General features: G+C 51.2%; 13 protein-coding genes and 1 tRNA gene. All 14 read left to right on the top strand.

Annotated features, from left to right (window positions below; genetic code table 11):
* Positions 1-111 (top strand): EF-Tu C-terminal domain-related protein (locus G482_RS19950; protein WP_084414411.1); only part of this gene is annotated, 111 nt, incomplete at its 5' end.
* A 47-nt stretch (positions 112-158) separates the two neighbouring features.
* A tRNA-Trp gene (locus tag G482_RS0101040) sits at positions 159-234 on the top strand.
* A 66-nt stretch (positions 235-300) separates the two neighbouring features.
* On the top strand, positions 301-657 hold the full coding sequence (gene secE / locus G482_RS0101035) for a preprotein translocase subunit SecE (protein ID WP_028448464.1): 357 nt from the start codon (positions 301-303) through the stop codon (positions 655-657).
* A gap of 15 nt (positions 658-672) precedes the next feature.
* The gene (gene nusG / locus G482_RS0101030; RefSeq protein WP_028448463.1) at positions 673-1,206 is read left to right on the top strand and encodes a transcription termination/antitermination protein NusG; all 534 of its coding nucleotides are present in this window, start codon (positions 673-675) and stop codon (positions 1,204-1,206) included.
* Between the two features lie 85 nt (positions 1,207-1,291).
* Positions 1,292-1,723, top strand: a complete 432-nt coding sequence (rplK, locus tag G482_RS0101025; RefSeq protein ID WP_028448462.1) for a 50S ribosomal protein L11 — start codon at positions 1,292-1,294, stop codon at positions 1,721-1,723.
* Entirely contained in the window at positions 1,724-2,416 is a 693-nt protein-coding gene (gene rplA, locus G482_RS0101020) for a 50S ribosomal protein L1 (protein WP_028448461.1), read from the top strand.
* A gap of 223 nt (positions 2,417-2,639) precedes the next feature.
* Entirely contained in the window at positions 2,640-3,164 is a 525-nt protein-coding gene (gene rplJ, locus G482_RS0101015) for a 50S ribosomal protein L10 (protein ID WP_028448460.1), read from the top strand.
* A 51-nt stretch (positions 3,165-3,215) separates the two neighbouring features.
* Positions 3,216-3,593 carry a 50S ribosomal protein L7/L12 gene (rplL, locus tag G482_RS0101010; RefSeq protein WP_028448459.1) on the top strand — a complete coding sequence of 126 codons (378 nt, stop codon included), beginning with the start codon at positions 3,216-3,218 and terminating at the stop codon, positions 3,591-3,593.
* A 192-nt stretch (positions 3,594-3,785) separates the two neighbouring features.
* Positions 3,786-7,958 (top strand): DNA-directed RNA polymerase subunit beta, encoded by a 4,173-nt coding sequence (gene rpoB / locus G482_RS0101005; protein WP_028448458.1) that lies wholly within the window; start codon positions 3,786-3,788, stop codon positions 7,956-7,958.
* Positions 7,959-8,042: 84 nt separating this feature from the next.
* A complete protein-coding gene (gene rpoC / locus G482_RS0101000) occupies positions 8,043-12,269 on the top strand; it encodes a DNA-directed RNA polymerase subunit beta' (protein WP_028448457.1) in 4,227 nt (1,408 codons plus the stop codon).
* A gap of 176 nt (positions 12,270-12,445) precedes the next feature.
* Complete coding sequence (gene rpsL / locus G482_RS0100995) at positions 12,446-12,820, top strand: 30S ribosomal protein S12 (protein ID WP_028448456.1); 375 nt, start codon at positions 12,446-12,448, stop codon at positions 12,818-12,820.
* A 110-nt stretch (positions 12,821-12,930) separates the two neighbouring features.
* Positions 12,931-13,401: a 30S ribosomal protein S7 gene (gene rpsG, locus G482_RS0100990; RefSeq protein ID WP_028448455.1), complete on the top strand. Its 471-nt coding sequence runs from the start codon at positions 12,931-12,933 to the stop codon at positions 13,399-13,401.
* Between the two features lie 27 nt (positions 13,402-13,428).
* Positions 13,429-15,528 (top strand): elongation factor G, encoded by a 2,100-nt coding sequence (gene fusA / locus G482_RS0100985; RefSeq protein WP_028448454.1) that lies wholly within the window; start codon positions 13,429-13,431, stop codon positions 15,526-15,528.
* A 17-nt stretch (positions 15,529-15,545) separates the two neighbouring features.
* A partial coding sequence (locus G482_RS19330) for a GTP-binding protein (protein WP_245575227.1) occupies positions 15,546-15,649 on the top strand: 104 nt, incomplete at its 3' end.

Genomic DNA, 15,649 nt, shown 5'->3' with positions numbered 1-15,649 from the left:
ATCACTGTAACGCTGATCGCCCCGATCGCGATGGAGCAAGGTCTGCGCTTTGCGATTCGTGAAGGTGGCCGTACCGTTGGTGCCGGCGTTGTAGCGAAAATTATTGAATAAGTAGTTTGCAAAATTGGCGGAGTTAAGTTATAATTCCGCCTCTCCGTAGGCGATTAGCTCAATTGGTAGAGCACCGGTCTCCAAAACCGGGGGTTGGGGGTTCGAGACCCTCATCGCCTGCCACGATATCAGCGGAGCCGTTCCAAATTTGATTTGGGGCGGCTTTGTTTTATGGGTCGCCAGAAAGTAATGCAAAACATTGAACGCCTGAAGTTGGTAGCGGCACTCGCGTTGGTTGCGCTGGGTGTGGCTGGCTTTTATTTGGTTCCCGCAGGGCAGTCCTTTGTCGGGTCTTTGTCGGTAGTTGCGGGTCTAGCTGCTGCGGCTGCGGTGCTGTGGTTTAGCGAGACCGGTCGCGGTTTTGTTGATTACGCCCGCGATGCGATCAAAGAAGCGCAAAAGGTTGTGTGGCCAAGCAAGAAGGAAACCTGGCAGGTAACTGGGGTTGTGTTCTTGTTTGTGGCGGTTTTGGCATTGTTCATGTGGGTTGTGGATTCTGGCCTGGCTTGGGTGTTTTACGATATCGTGCTGGGTCGCGGTAAATAAGGCGGAGCATCAGGCATGGGAATGCGTTGGTATGTAGTGCATGCATATTCGGGCTTTGAAAAGAGTGTGCAAAAAGCGCTGACTGAACGAATTACACGTCTTGGCATGGAGCATCTGTTTGGTCAGATCTTGGTGCCGGTAGAAGAAGTGGTGGAAGTAAAGGGCGGCCGCAAGGCGGTTTCAGAGCGTAAGTTCTACCCTGGTTATGTATTTGTTGAAATGGAAATGACCGACGATAGCTGGCACTTGGTGAAAAGCACACCAAAGGTGACTGGTTTTATCGGTGGTACAGGCACCAAGCCGATGCCAATCCCGCTCAAAGAAGTAGAGCGGATGATGCAGCAGGTGCAGGATGGTGCGGAAAAACCACGCCACAAAGTGTCTTTTGAGGTGGGTGAGATTTTGCGCGTAATCGATGGTCCTTTTGCGGATTTCTCTGCGACGGTTGAAGACGTTGATTACGACAAGAATCGTCTGAAAGTGGCTGTGTCGATCTTTGGTCGCGCCACTCCGGTCGATTTGGAGTTTTCTCAGGTAGAAAAAACCTGATGAACTAGGCCCCCGCATGTCGGGGGTGTTGAGTTGGGGAGCCAGTGTTCGCATTGGCGTTTGACCCGTTTTAAGGAGTAGTCCTGTGGCAAAAAAAATTATTGGCTACATCAAGCTGCAAGTGCCAGCTGGTAAAGCAAATCCTTCGCCTCCAATCGGTCCAGCGCTGGGTCAGCGCGGTCTGAATATCATGGAATTTTGTAAAGCCTTCAATGCTGCAACACAAGGTGTTGAGCCAGGCTTGCCAATTCCAGTGGTGATCACTGCTTTTGCAGATAAATCATTCACTTTTGTGATGAAGTCGCCTCCTGCGACCATCCTGCTGAAAAAAGCAGCTGGCATCACTAAAGGTTCTCCACGTCCACATACCGACAAAGTAGGTAAAGTGACACGTGCTCAGCTGGAAGAGATCGTAAAAACCAAGCAGGCTGATCTGACTGGTGCTGATCTGGATGCGGCTGTGCGTACCATCGCGGGCTCAGCTCGTTCGATTGGTATTGAAGTGGAGGGCGTGTAAATGGCTAAGGTTTCTAAACGTCTGGCAGCACTGCGTGCTTCTGTTGACAGCAATAAACTGTACGCAGCTGATGAAGCTCTGGCTCTGGTTAAGGGCGCAGCTACTGCAAAGTTCAACGAATCAATCGATGTGTCATTTAACCTGGGCGTTGACCCACGTAAATCTGACCAAGTTGTTCGTGGCGCTGTTGTTCTGCCTAAAGGCACTGGTAAATCAGTACGCGTTGCTGTTTTCACCCAAGGTGCTAACGCTGAAGCAGCTAAAGCTGCTGGTGCAGATGTAGTAGGTTTTGAAGATCTGGCTGAACAAGTTAAAGCTGGCAATATTGATTTCGACGTGGTGATTGCATCTCCAGATGCAATGCGTATCGTTGGTCAATTGGGTCAGATTCTTGGTCCACGCGGCCTGATGCCAAACCCGAAAGTAGGTACTGTTACGCCTAACGTTGCTGAAGCGGTAAAAAACGCGAAAGCCGGTCAGGTTCAATACCGTACTGACAAAGGTGGTATCGTTCACGCAACTCTGGGTCGCGCTTCTTTTGAAGTGGCTGATCTGCGTGAAAACTTGGCAGCCCTGGTTGATGCTCTGCAAAAAGCTAAACCAGCTAGCTCTAAGGGCGTGTACTTCAAGAAGATCGCCGTATCAAGCACGATGGGCCTGGGTGTTCGCGTAGACACTTCGTCTGTCCTGTAATCCGACTTTGGGCTGGGGCTCAGGCCCCAGAATGTCAAAGACCGTAGGTGCCAGCCATCTGGCTGGCTTAATCAAGGTGCCCAAACACCAGCCTACGCAGACGGTGCTCCCAATGCAGGCTTTTTGCTGAACCTAGTTTAGTTATTAGTCTCCTGAATATTGGTCGCCGTTTGATTGGGTGGCGCATCAACAATGCGCTGAACTTAACTAATGGAGAATGACCTTGAGTCTTAATCTTGACGACAAAAAAGCGGTCGTAGCTGAGATTGCGGCAGAAGTTGCCAAAGCCCAGACTATCGTAGTCGCTGAATATCGTGGTATCGAGGTTTCCAGCATGACTCAACTGCGCAAAGAAGCGCGTGAGTCAGGCGTTTACCTGCGTGTTCTGAAAAACACGCTGGCACGCCGTGCGGTACAAGGAACTCCGTTCGCCGATTTGGCCGACAAAATGGTTGGCCCACTGGTGTACGGTATTTCTGAAGACCCAGTTGCTGCAGCTAAAGTACTGAACAATTTCGCGAAAAAAGACGACAAAATCGTTCTGAAAGCCGGTTCTTATGATGGCAAAGTAATGGATGCAGCTGGCGTAGCCGCCCTGGCATCTGTACCAAGCCGCGAAGAACTGCTGTCAAAACTGTTGTTCGTTATGCAAGCGCCTGTTTCTGGCTTCGCGCGCGCTCTGGCTGCGCTGGCAGAGAAAAAAGGCGAAGGCGCCGCAGCTCCTGCTACCGAAGCAGCCGAAGCATAATTTCGCAATTTAACTATATTAATCCGAAAAGATTTTCAGGAGTATTTACAAATGGCTATCACTAAAGAAGACATCCTCGAAGCGGTTGGCGCGCTGACTGTACTGGAACTGAACGACCTGGTTAAAGCGTTCGAAGAAAAATTCGGCGTTTCTGCTGCTGCTGTTGCCGTAGCTGGCCCAGCTGCTGCTGGTGGCGCTGCTGCTGCTGCAGAAGAGAAAACTGAATTCGACGTAATCCTGACCGACGCTGGCGCACAAAAAGTTGGCGTGATCAAGGTTGTACGTGAAGTTACCGGTCTGGGCCTGAAAGAAGCCAAAGACCTGGTTGACGGCGCTCCTAAAGCTGTGAAAGAAGGTGTTTCTAAAGCTGATGCTGATGCGATCGCTAAGAAACTGATCGAAGCTGGCGCACAAGCTGAAGTTAAGTAATCCTTAGCTAGCTAAGTAGTTCAGGCAGACGGAGCAATCCGTCTGCCCTTTTGCGTTTGTATACTGCGCTTGCTTACAGCATGTTTGTAAGTAGCACCAGCAGCAGACAAACCAGAAACCGCTCACAACTGATTTGTTAGCGGGCGTTTTGCGGTTTGTCCATTGCGCCCCACCCATGGAGAGTTTATGAGTATGAAATACTCGTTCACTGAGAAGAAACGCATTCGTAAAAGTTTTGCGAAGCGGGCAAGTGTCCTCGAAGTACCGTTTCTGCTGGCTACTCAGATCGACTCTTATTCCGAGTTTCTGCAACTGGGCGTGCCCTTAGAAGGGCGTCGCGAGATCGGTCTGCAGGCTGCGTTCAACTCGATTTTCCCGATTGTTTCGCACAATGAGTATGCACGCCTCGAATTCGTGCACTACACACTGGGTGAACCCGCGTTTGACGTGAAAGAATGTCAGCAGCGGGGCATCACATTTGCGGCGCCATTGCGCGCCCGTGTGCGCCTGGTGATCATGGATCGTGAGTCATCCAAGCCAACAATCAAGGAAGTAAAAGAACAGGACGTGTATTTCGGTGAAATTCCACTGATGACTCGGAACGGTTCGTTCGTCATCAATGGTACTGAGCGCGTCATCGTTTCTCAGTTGCACCGCTCTCCTGGTGTGTTCTTCGAGCACGACAAGGGTAAAACCCACAGCTCAGGGAAACTGCTGTTCTCGGCGCGGATTATTCCTTACCGCGGTTCATGGCTGGATTTCGAGTTTGACCCGAAAGATCTGCTGTTCTTCCGGATCGACCGTCGTCGTAAGATGCCAGTGAGCATTCTGCTCAAGGCGCTGGGGTATACCCCTGAACAGATTCTGGCTGAATTCTTTGATACCGATACCTTCCAATTGGGTGAAGACGGTATTTTCTGGGAACTGGTGCCGGATCGCCTGCGTGGTGAAGTTGCGAAATTTGATATCGTGACTGACGAAGGCAAAGTACTGGTTCAGAAAGATAAGCGCATTACCGCCAAAACCATCCGCGATATCAATACCGCGGGTATGACCCATGTACAAGTCCCGCTGGACTACATGTATGGTCGCGTCTTGGCGAAAGATGTATTGAATCCAGAAACTGGTGAAATCATTGCCAAAGCCAATGAAGAGCTGACCGAAGATCTGTTGGTAAAACTGGATCTGAACGAAGTTAAAGCCATCACCACGCTGTATATCAATGACCTTGACCAAGGTGGCTTCATTTCGTCAACACTGCGGACCGATGATACTGCAGACGAATGGCAAGCCCGTGTTGCGATCTATCGCATGATGCGTCCTGGTGAGCCGCCAACTGAAGAAGCCGTGCAAGCGCTCTTCAATGGCCTGTTCTTCGCCGAAGATCGTTACGATCTGTCGGCCGTAGGTCGCATGAAGTTTAATAGCCGTGCTTACCCAGATCGCTTGGATGAAAAAGCGCCGGGTTGGCAACGTCGTTTCTACCAGCGCGTAGGTGCTAAGGGCATTACTGGCCCTGGCGTGCTGTCGACTGAAGACATCATCGCCGTGATTGGCATCTTGCTCGAGCTGCGTAATAGCCGCGGGGAAGTGGACGATATCGATCACTTGGGTAACCGTCGCGTGCGTTCGGTAGGTGAGTTGGCGGAAAACCAATTCCGTGCCGGCTTGGTGCGTGTTGAGCGCGCAGTGAAGGAGCGCCTGTCGCAAGCTGAATCAGACAATCTGATGCCGCATGATCTGATCAATGCCAAGCCAGTATCCGCCGCAGTGAAAGAGTTCTTCGGCTCTTCTCAGCTGTCACAGTTTATGGATCAAACCAACCCACTGTCAGAAATCACGCACAAACGTCGTGTTTCTGCCCTGGGTCCAGGCGGTCTGACGCGCGAGCGCGCGGGCTTCGAGGTACGTGACGTACACCCAACGCACTACGGTCGTGTGTGTCCGATTGAGACGCCTGAAGGTCCAAACATTGGTCTGATTAACTCGCTGTCTTGCTACGCCCGCACCAACGAGTATGGTTTCCTGGAAACCCCATACCGCAAAGTCGTGGATGGCAAAGTTACCAGCGAAATCGAATATTTGTCGGCGATTCAAGAAGGCAAATATGTTATTGCTCAGGCGAACGCCCAAACCGATGCAGACAACAATCTGGTCGATGAGCTGGTGACTTGCCGTGAAGCCGGTGAAACCATCTTGGCTTCGCCTGATCGCGTGCAGTTTATGGATGTGGCACCTAGCCAGATCGTATCGGTTGCTGCATCGCTGATTCCGTTCCTTGAACACGATGACGCGAACCGTGCCTTGATGGGTGCCAACATGCAGCGGCAGGCCGTACCTTGTCTGCGTGCAGAAAAACCAATGGTAGGTACCGGTATCGAGCGCACTTGTGCGACCGACTCGGGCACTGCCGTAACTGCACTGCGTGGCGGTGTGGTTGATTATGTTGATGCCACTCGTATCGTTGTGCGCGTGAACAACGACGAGGTGATCGCGGGTGAAGCCGGTGTAGACATCTACAATCTGGTTAAATTCACTCGCTCTAACCAGAACACCAACACAAACCAGCGTCCAATCGTGAAGAAAGGCGACATTCTGGCGAAGGGTGATGTGGTTGCTGACGGTGCGTCGACTGACTTGGGCGAATTGGCCCTGGGTCAAAATATGACCATCGCCTTCATGCCATGGAATGGTTACAACTTCGAGGATTCGATTCTGATTTCCGAGAAGGTGATTGCTGACGATCGTTACACCTCAATTCACATCGAAGAATTGAGCGTAATGGCGCGCGATACCAAGCTGGGCCCTGAAGAGATCACCCGTGATATCTCCAATCTGTCAGAGCGTATGCTCGGCCGTCTGGATGAGTCAGGTGTGGTGTATATCGGTGCTGAAGTTGAAGCCGGCGATGTACTGGTCGGTAAAGTAACGCCTAAAGGTGAAACTCAGCTGACGCCAGAAGAGAAACTGCTGCGCGCCATCTTCGGTGAAAAAGCCTCTGACGTTAAAGATACGTCGCTGCGCGTGCCTTCAGGCATGACCGGTACCGTGATCGACGTACAAGTATTCACGCGTGAAGGTATTGAGCGTGATAAACGCGCCCAATCGATTATCGATGAGCAACTGCGTCGCTACCGTCAAGACTTGAACGACCAACTGCGGATCGTAGAAGCCGACTTGTTCAAGCGGATTGAAGACATGCTGGTGGGCAAAGTTGCCAACGGCGGTCCGAAAAAGCTGGCTAAAGGCGCGACCATTACCGCTGAATATCTGGCCGATCAAGCGAACAAGCACGACTGGTTTGATATCCGTCTGGCCGATGAAGAAAGCGCTCGTCAGCTGGAAGCTAATAAAGACCTGATCGCACAAACTAAAGCCGAGTTCGAGCTGCGTTTTGAAGATAAGAAACGTAAGTTGACCCAAGGCGATGAGTTGCCACCGGGTGTTATCAAAATGGTGAAAGTGTACGTTGCAGTTAAACGTCGTCTGCAGCCAGGTGACAAGATGGCCGGTCGTCACGGTAACAAGGGTGTGGTATCGAAAATCCTGCCAGTGGAAGATCTGCCATACATGGCAGATGGCACACCGGTCGACATCGTACTGAACCCATTGGGCGTACCGTCACGGATGAATATCGGTCAGATTCTGGAAGTGCATCTGGGCTGGGCAGCTAAAGGTATTGGTCAACGCATCGACAAGATGCTGCGCGATCAGCAAAACCTGGAGCAAGTACGCAGCTACCTTGATCGCATCTACAACAGCGCTGGTAAGCAAGAAGACATCGCTGGTCTGACTGATGTTGAAGTACTGGATCTGGCTCAAGGCCTGCGCAAGGGTATGACCTTCGCGAGCCCAGTATTTGATGGCGCGAAAGAAAGCGAAATCCGCGCGATGCTGGATCTGGCTTACCCAGACGAAGACGCTCGCACGCAGCAGCTTGACTTCAATAGCAGCAAAACGCAGATGCAACTGTACGATGGCCGTACGGGTGAAGCCTTCGAGCGTAAAGTGACCGTGGGTGTGATGCACTATCTGAAACTGCACCACTTGGTGGACGATAAGATGCACGCCCGTTCAACCGGTCCATACTCGCTGGTAACTCAGCAGCCATTGGGCGGTAAAGCTCAGTTTGGTGGTCAGCGTTTCGGTGAGATGGAGGTGTGGGCACTGGAAGCTTATGGTGCTGCATACACCCTGCAAGAGATGTTGACTGTGAAGTCTGACGACGTGAATGGTCGTACCAAAGTATACGAAAACATTGTGAAGGGCGATCACCGCATTGATGCTGGCATGCCAGAGTCATTCAATGTGTTGGTTAAGGAAATCCGCTCGCTCGGTATCGATATCGATCTGGAAACCTATTGATTGCTGTGAGGTATAGGGCTGCAGGCTAGGATCTGCCTAGCTTTGCAGCTAATACCCTGATTGCCCTCACTGGAGAATATTGGAATGAAAGGCTTACTCGAACTCTTCAAGCAAGTCACCCAAGACGAAGAATTTGACGCGATTAAGATCGGGCTTGCATCGCCTGAGAAAATCCGCTCATGGTCGTTTGGTGAAGTGAAGAAGCCAGAAACCATCAACTACCGTACGTTCAAACCTGAGCGTGACGGTCTGTTTTGTGCGCGTATTTTTGGCCCGATCAAAGACTACGAATGTCTTTGCGGTAAGTACAAACGCCTGAAACACCGTGGTGTAATTTGTGAAAAATGTGGCGTTGAAGTCACGCTGTCAAAAGTGCGTCGTGAGCGCATGGGCCACATCGAGCTGGCTAGCCCAGTGGCGCACATCTGGTTCCTGAAATCGCTGCCGTCACGTCTAGGTATGGTGCTGGACGTTGCTCTGCGTGATATCGAACGCGTGCTGTATTTCGAAGCATACATCGTGATCGAGCCGGGCATGACCCCGCTGCAACGCGCACAGCTGCTGACTGAAGAAGACTACTTCGCCAAAGTAGAAGAATACGGCGACGAGTTTGTAGCAATGATGGGCGCGGAAGCGGTACGTGAGCTGCTCAAATCGATGGATGTTGATCAAGAGATCAGCAAACTACGTGCTGAGCTGGATAGCACCGGTTCTGAAACCAAGATCAAGAAAATCGCTAAGCGCCTGAAAGTGCTGGAAGCCTTCGAGCGTTCAGGCATCAAGCCAGAGTGGATGATTCTGGATGTGCTGCCTGTGCTGCCGCCTGAGCTGCGTCCATTGGTGCCGCTGGATGGTGGTCGCTTTGCGACTTCCGATCTGAATGATCTGTATCGCCGCGTGATCAACCGGAACAACCGTCTGAAACGTCTGCTGGAATTGCGTGCGCCAGAAATCATCGTGCGCAATGAAAAGCGGATGTTGCAAGAGTCGGTCGATTCGTTGCTGGACAACGGCCGTCGCGGTAAAGCGATGACTGGTGCGAACAAGCGTCCGCTGAAATCACTGGCCGACATGATCAAAGGTAAGGGCGGTCGTTTCCGTCAGAACTTGCTGGGTAAACGTGTTGACTACTCAGGTCGTTCGGTAATTACCGTAGGTCCAACACTGCGTTTGCATCAGTGCGGTCTGCCAAAACTGATGGCGCTGGAATTGTTCAAGCCATTCATTTTCCACAAGCTGGAAGTGATGGGCCTTGCGACAACCATTAAAGCCGCCAAGAAAATGGTGGAAAGCCAAGAGCCAGTCGTATGGGATATCTTGGAAGAAGTGATCCGCGAGCATCCGGTACTGCTGAACCGTGCGCCGACGCTGCACCGCTTGGGTATTCAAGCTTTCGAACCGACTCTGATCGAAGGTAAAGCGATTCAGCTGCACCCACTGGTATGTGCGGCATTCAATGCCGACTTCGACGGTGACCAGATGGCCGTTCACGTACCACTGTCGCTCGAAGCGCAGATGGAAGCGCGGACGCTGATGCTGGCGTCAAACAATGTACTGGCCCCAGCCAATGGCGAGCCGATCATTGTGCCGTCGCAGGATATCGTATTGGGTCTGTACTACATGACCCGCGAAGCAAAATATGCCAAAGGTGAGCGCCTGAGCGATGCCGGCGAACGTCTGACTATTTTTGCTGACGTGTCTGAAGCGCTGCGTGCTTACCAAAATAAAGCCGTTACGCTGCAAACTCGCGTTTCTGTGCGGACTAAGCAATGGTCGAAAAACGAAGCCGGTGAGTGGGAATTCCGCTTGGTGCGTCGTGACACCACCGTTGGCCGCGCGATCCTGTCAGAAATTCTGCCAAAAGGCTTGGATTTCTCGCACATCGACAAAGCACTGAAGAAAAAAGAAATCGGTAAGCTGATCAATGCTTCATTCCGTCGTTGCGGTCTGAAAGACACGGTAGTGTTTGCTGACCAGCTGATGTACACCGGTTTCTCATACTCGACGCGTGGCGGTATTTCGATTTGCGTTGACGATATGCTGGTGCCAGCGAAGAAAGTGGAGTTGCTAGCGGCTGCCCACGCAGAGGTAAAAGAGATCGAGCAGCAATACAGCTCAGGTCTGGTAACGCAAGGCGAGCGCTACAACAAGGTCGTGGATATCTGGGGTCGTGCCGGTGATCAAATCGCGAAGGCGATGATGGATCAGCTGGGTAAAGAGCCAGTTCTGGATGCCAACGGCAAACAGGACGAGCAAGAATCGTTCAACTCGATTTACATGATGGCTGACTCGGGTGCCCGGGGTTCGGCAGCGCAGATTCGTCAGCTGGCGGGTATGCGGGGTCTGATGGCTAAGCCAGACGGCTCGATCATTGAGATGCCAATTACCACCAACTTCCGTGAAGGTCTGACAGTACTGCAGTACTTCATTTCGACCCACGGTGCGCGTAAAGGTCTGGCGGATACGGCCCTGAAGACAGCGAACTCAGGTTACCTGACACGTCGTCTGGTCGATGTAACGCAAGACTTGGTGGTTATTGAAGACGATTGCGGCACCAAAAATGGTGTGGCGATGAAGGCCGTAGTTCAAGGCGGTGACGTGGTTGAAGCCCTGCGTGACCGTATCCTGGGTCGTGTAGTCGCTAAAGATGTGGTTGATCCTTCGACACAAGAAACCATCTTCGAAGCCGGCGTGATGCTGAGCGAAGATGCAGTGGATGTGATCGAAGAGCGTGGCATTGATGAAGTGCTGGTACGCACACCGCTGACGTGTGAAACTCGCTATGGTCTGTGCGCGAAATGTTATGGTCGTGACCTCGGTCGCGGTCACTTGGTGAATAGCGGTGAAGCGGTTGGTGTTATCGCGGCGCAGTCGATTGGTGAGCCAGGTACACAGCTGACCATGCGTACGTTCCACATCGGTGGTGCGGCATCACGGGCGGCAGCAGCCAATCAGGTTGAAGCGAAATCTGGCGGCAAGATTGCTTATAGCTCGAATATGCGTTATGTAACTAACGCTAAGGGTGAGCCAGTAGTGATTGCCCGTTCAGCGGAAGTGATCGTCCTGGACGACAACGGCCGTGAGCGTGAAACTCACAAAGTGCCATATGGCGCTACGCTGACTGTAAAAGACGGCGACGCTGTGAAAGCGGGTGCTGTGCTGGGTACATGGGATCCTCACTCACGCCCAATCATCACTGAATACGCGGGTACCGTTCGCTTCGAAAACGTTGAAGAAGGGATGACCGTTGTTAAACAGGTAGATGATGTAACTGGCCTGTCAACGCTGGTGGTTATTGCTTCGAAAGCGAAAGCCACTTCGAGCAAGGGCGTACGCCCATTGGTGAAACTGCTGGACGAGTTTGGCAATGAGATCAAACTGGCGGGTACTGAAACCCCGGTCACCATTTCGTTCCAAGTTGGTTCGATCATTACAGTGAAAGATGGCCAGCAAGTGGGTGTGGGTGATGTTCTGGCCCGTATCCCACAAGAATCTGCGAAAACACGCGATATTACCGGTGGTCTGCCACGGGTAGCCGAGCTGTTTGAGGCTCGTTCACCGAAAGATGCCGGCATGTTGGCCGAAGTAACGGGTACTGCAAGCTTTGGTAAAGACACCAAAGGTAAGCAACGCTTGGTGTTGACCGACCTTGAGGGTGTTGCACATGAATATCTGATTTCTAAAGATAAGCATGTGATGGTGCACGACGGTCAAGTGGTTAACCGCGGTGAAACGATCGTGGATGGCCCGATTGATCCGCATGACATCTTGCGTCTGCAAGGGATCGAAGCCTTGGCACGTTATATCGTTCATGAAGTGCAAGAGGTTTATCGCTTGCAGGGTGTGAAGATTAATGACAAGCACATTGAAGTTATCGTGCGTCAAATGCTGCGTCGTGTTGTGATTTCTGATGCCGGTGGTTCAGACTTCATCTTGGGTGAGCAAGTTGAGCGCGCCGAAGTGTTGATCGCGAACGACAAACTGTTGGCTGAGGGCAAAGAACCTGCGAAGTTTGACAATATTCTGCTGGGTATTACCAAAGCATCGCTGTCGACTGACTCGTTCATCTCCGCTGCGTCGTTCCAGGAAACGACTCGTGTCCTGACCGAAGCGGCGATTATGGGTAAGATCGATGATCTGCGTGGTCTGAAAGAAAACGTGATCGTGGGTCGTCTGATCCCGGCAGGTACAGGTCTTGCGTATCACAAAAACCGCAAGCGCCTGCAGGGCAAAGCGGAAGCTCTGATGCCGTTTGCAGAAATTGCGGCTGAAGTGATGGCCGAATCAGCAGGTGAAACAGCAGCTGAATAATAGGAACGCCTTCCGCTTGCGCGGAAGGCGTTGACGTTCTCTTGTCAAGTTCCTTATAATTCAAAGTCTTTTGCTGCGACAGGTGAAATGCCGGTCGCAGCGTTTCCTTTTGGAAACTCAATTCCCTTGCGCAAGCTAAGGGTTTTTTATTTAAACGCGGTAGGAAGTTAGAAACAATGCCAACTATCAACCAGCTCGTCCGTAAAGGGCGTGTCGCGGAAGTCGCTAAGAGCAAAGTACCTGCTCTGCAGGCGTGTCCGCAAAAGCGTGGTGTGTGCACTCGTGTGTATACCACTACTCCAAAAAAACCAAACTCCGCTTTGCGTAAAGTTTGTAAAGTTCGTCTGACCAATGGTTTTGAGGTGATCTCATACATCGGCGGTGAAGGCCATAACTTGCAAGAGCACAGCGTGGTTCTGATTCGCGGTGGTCGTGTAAAAGACTTGCCAGGTGTGCGCTATCACTGCGTACGCGGCTCTCTGGACTTGGCTGGCGTGAAAAATCGTAAGCAGTCTCGCTCTAAGTACGGTGCTAAACGTCCTAAGGCGTAATTTGCACGGTCTGTGCGGCAGCGCAGAGCAAAAGCTGTCAAGTAAGTGGCCATCTTTATAGATGTCCGCGGGGTATCCCCAACTGAATGTCACATTAAGGAAGTAAATTTATGCCAAGACGCAGAGAAGTACCGAAGCGTGAGATTCTGCCAGATCCAAAATTTGGTAGTACTGAACTCGCTAAATTCATGAACGTTGTAATGCTGGACGGTAAAAAAGCTGTTGCTGAGCGCATCGTTTATGGCGCACTGGACCAGATCGCTAAAAAATCTGGCAAAGATGCGCTGGAAGTATTTAACACCGCAATCGGCAATGTAAAACCTGCCGTTGAGGTGAAAAGCCGTCGTGTCGGTGGTGCTAACTACCAAGTACCAGTAGAAGTACGCCCAAGTCGTCGTCTGGCATTGGCGATGCGTTGGGTCCGTGAAGCGGCGCGCAAACGTGGCGAGAAGTCAATGGATCTGCGTCTGGCGGGTGAGCTTCTGGATGCTGCTGAAGGTCGCGGTGGCGCCATGAAAAAACGTGATGAAGTGCATCGCATGGCTGATGCTAACAAGGCGTTCGCACACTTCCGCTTCTAATTACGTTTTTCCAATAAGGATTAAACCGTGGCACGTAAAACCCCTATTGAGCGGTACCGCAATATTGGTATCTCTGCTCACATTGATGCTGGTAAAACTACCACAACCGAACGTATCCTGTTCTACACCGGTGTAAATCACAAGATCGGTGAAGTGCATGATGGCGCAGCCACCATGGACTGGATGGAGCAAGAGCAAGAGCGTGGTATTACCATTACTTCGGCTGCAACCACTACCTACTGGAAAGGTATGGGTATGCAGTTCCAAGAGCATTTGGTAAACATTATTGATACCCCAGGGCACGTTGACTTCACGATTGAAGTTGAGCGTTCAATGCGTGTTCTGGATGGTGCTTGTATGGTTTATTGTGCTGTGGGCGGTGTTCAGCCACAGTCAGAAACCGTATGGCGCCAAGCTAACAAATACAACGTTCCTCGCTTGGCGTTTGTGAATAAGATGGACCGCTCAGGTGCCAACTTCTTCCGTGCGGTTGAGCAGATGAAAATTCGTCTGAAAGCGAATCCGGTACCTGTTGTAGTGCCTATCGGTGCGGAAGACAAATTCGAAGGCGTTGTTGATCTGCTGAAAATGAAAGCGATCATTTGGGATGACGCATCGCAAGGTATGAAGTTTGAATACGGCGATATCCCTGCGGATCTGGTTTCAGTTGCTCAAGAATGGCGTGAGAAGATGGTCGAGTCTGCGGCCGAAGCTTCTGAAGAGTTGATGAACAAATATCTCGAAACCGGCGAATTGACCGAAGAAGAGATTATCGCTGCTCTGCGTACCCGTACTCTGGCGTGTGAAATTCAGCCAGTACTGTGTGGCTCTGCATTCAAAAACAAAGGTGTTCAACGTATGTTGGACGCAGTGATTGAATTCTTGCCATCGCCATTGGATATTCCAGACGTTAAAGGTGTGGATGATCGCGAGCAAGAAGCTTCTCGTCCTGCTTCAGACTCTGCGCCATTCTCTGCTCTGGCATTCAAACTGATGAATGACCCGTATGTTGGTCAGTTGACCTTCTTCCGCGTCTATTCTGGCGTATTGAATTCAGGCGACTCTGTTCTGAACTCGGTTAAGAGCAAGAAAGAGCGTATCGGTCGTATCGTGCAAATGCATGCTAACGATCGTAAAGAAATCGATGAAGTACGTGCTGGTGATATCGCTGCTGCGATTGGTTTGAAAGATGTGACGACTGGTGAAACTCTGTGTGATCCAGACCATGCTATCGTGCTTGAGCGCATGGTGTTCCCAGAGCCTGTAATTCACGTTGCAGTTGAGCCAAAAACCAAAGCTGACCAAGAGAAAATGGGTCTGGCGCTGGGTCGTTTGGCTAAAGAAGATCCATCATTCCGCGTTCGTACCGATGAAGAAACTGGCCAGACCATTATGTCTGGTATGGGTGAATTGCACCTCGAGATTCTGGTTGACCGGATGAAGCGTGAGTTTGGTGTAGAGGCTAACGTAGGTGCGCCACAAGTAGCTTACCGCGAAACCATTACCCAAATCGCTGCTGATGTTCAGGGTAAGCACGCCAAACAGTCTGGTGGTAAGGGTCAGTACGGTGATTGTACGATCACTATCGAGCCAGCAGGTGAAGGCAATGGCTACTCATTCATCGATGAAATTAAGGGTGGTGTAATTCCTCGCGAATTCATTCCTTCTGTCGATAAGGGTATCCAAAATACACTGAAGTCTGGTGTGTTGGCTGGCTTCCCAGTTGTGGACGTTAAAGTACGCCTGACATTTGGTTCTTACCACGATGTTGACTCTTCGCAGATCGCCTTCGAGTTGGCCGGTTCTATTGCCTTCAAAGAAGCAATGCGTCGTGCGGGTCCGGTGATTCTGGAGCCGATGATGGCTGTGGAAATCGAGACGCCAGAAGAGTACATGGGTGATATCATGGGTGATATCTCTTCTCGTCGCGGTATCTTGCAAGGTATGGATGACAATCCTGCTGGCGGCAAGATGGTCAAAGCTGAAGTTCCGTTGTCTGAGATGTTTGGTTACTCGACTACTCTGCGCTCTATGTCGCAAGGTCGTGCAACTTACTCAATGGAATTTAAGCACTACTCTATCGCACCGAAGCACATTGCTGATGCCATCATGGCAGCTAAAAAATAATCTGAGGAATTTGTAAAATGGCTAAAGAAAAGTTTACGCGGACCAAGCCGCACGTTAACGTAGGTACCATTGGTCACGTTGACCACGGTAAAACCACTCTGACTGCTGCGATCACGACTGT

The sequence above is a fragment of the Chitinibacter tainanensis DSM 15459 genome (assembly GCF_000429785.1).
GTDB classification, from domain to species: domain Bacteria; phylum Pseudomonadota; class Gammaproteobacteria; order Burkholderiales; family Chitinibacteraceae; genus Chitinibacter; species Chitinibacter tainanensis.
This window is presented reverse-complemented; position numbering and strand designations above follow the sequence as displayed.

Excerpts from the sequence above, each read along its gene's own strand:
- rpsG (WP_028448455.1), top strand. The coding sequence starts at position 12,931 with ATGCCAAGACGCAGAGAAGTACCGAAGCGTGAGATTCTGCCAGATCCA.
- secE (WP_028448464.1), top strand. The coding sequence starts at position 301 with ATGCAAAACATTGAACGCCTGAAGTTGGTAGCGGCACTCGCGTTGGTT.
- rplA (WP_028448461.1), top strand. The coding sequence starts at position 1,724 with ATGGCTAAGGTTTCTAAACGTCTGGCAGCACTGCGTGCTTCTGTTGAC.
- rpoC (WP_028448457.1), top strand. The coding sequence starts at position 8,043 with ATGAAAGGCTTACTCGAACTCTTCAAGCAAGTCACCCAAGACGAAGAA.
- nusG (WP_028448463.1), top strand. The coding sequence starts at position 673 with ATGGGAATGCGTTGGTATGTAGTGCATGCATATTCGGGCTTTGAAAAG.
- rplL (WP_028448459.1), top strand. The coding sequence starts at position 3,216 with ATGGCTATCACTAAAGAAGACATCCTCGAAGCGGTTGGCGCGCTGACT.
- rpoB (WP_028448458.1), top strand. The coding sequence starts at position 3,786 with ATGAAATACTCGTTCACTGAGAAGAAACGCATTCGTAAAAGTTTTGCG.
- rpsL (WP_028448456.1), top strand. The coding sequence starts at position 12,446 with ATGCCAACTATCAACCAGCTCGTCCGTAAAGGGCGTGTCGCGGAAGTC.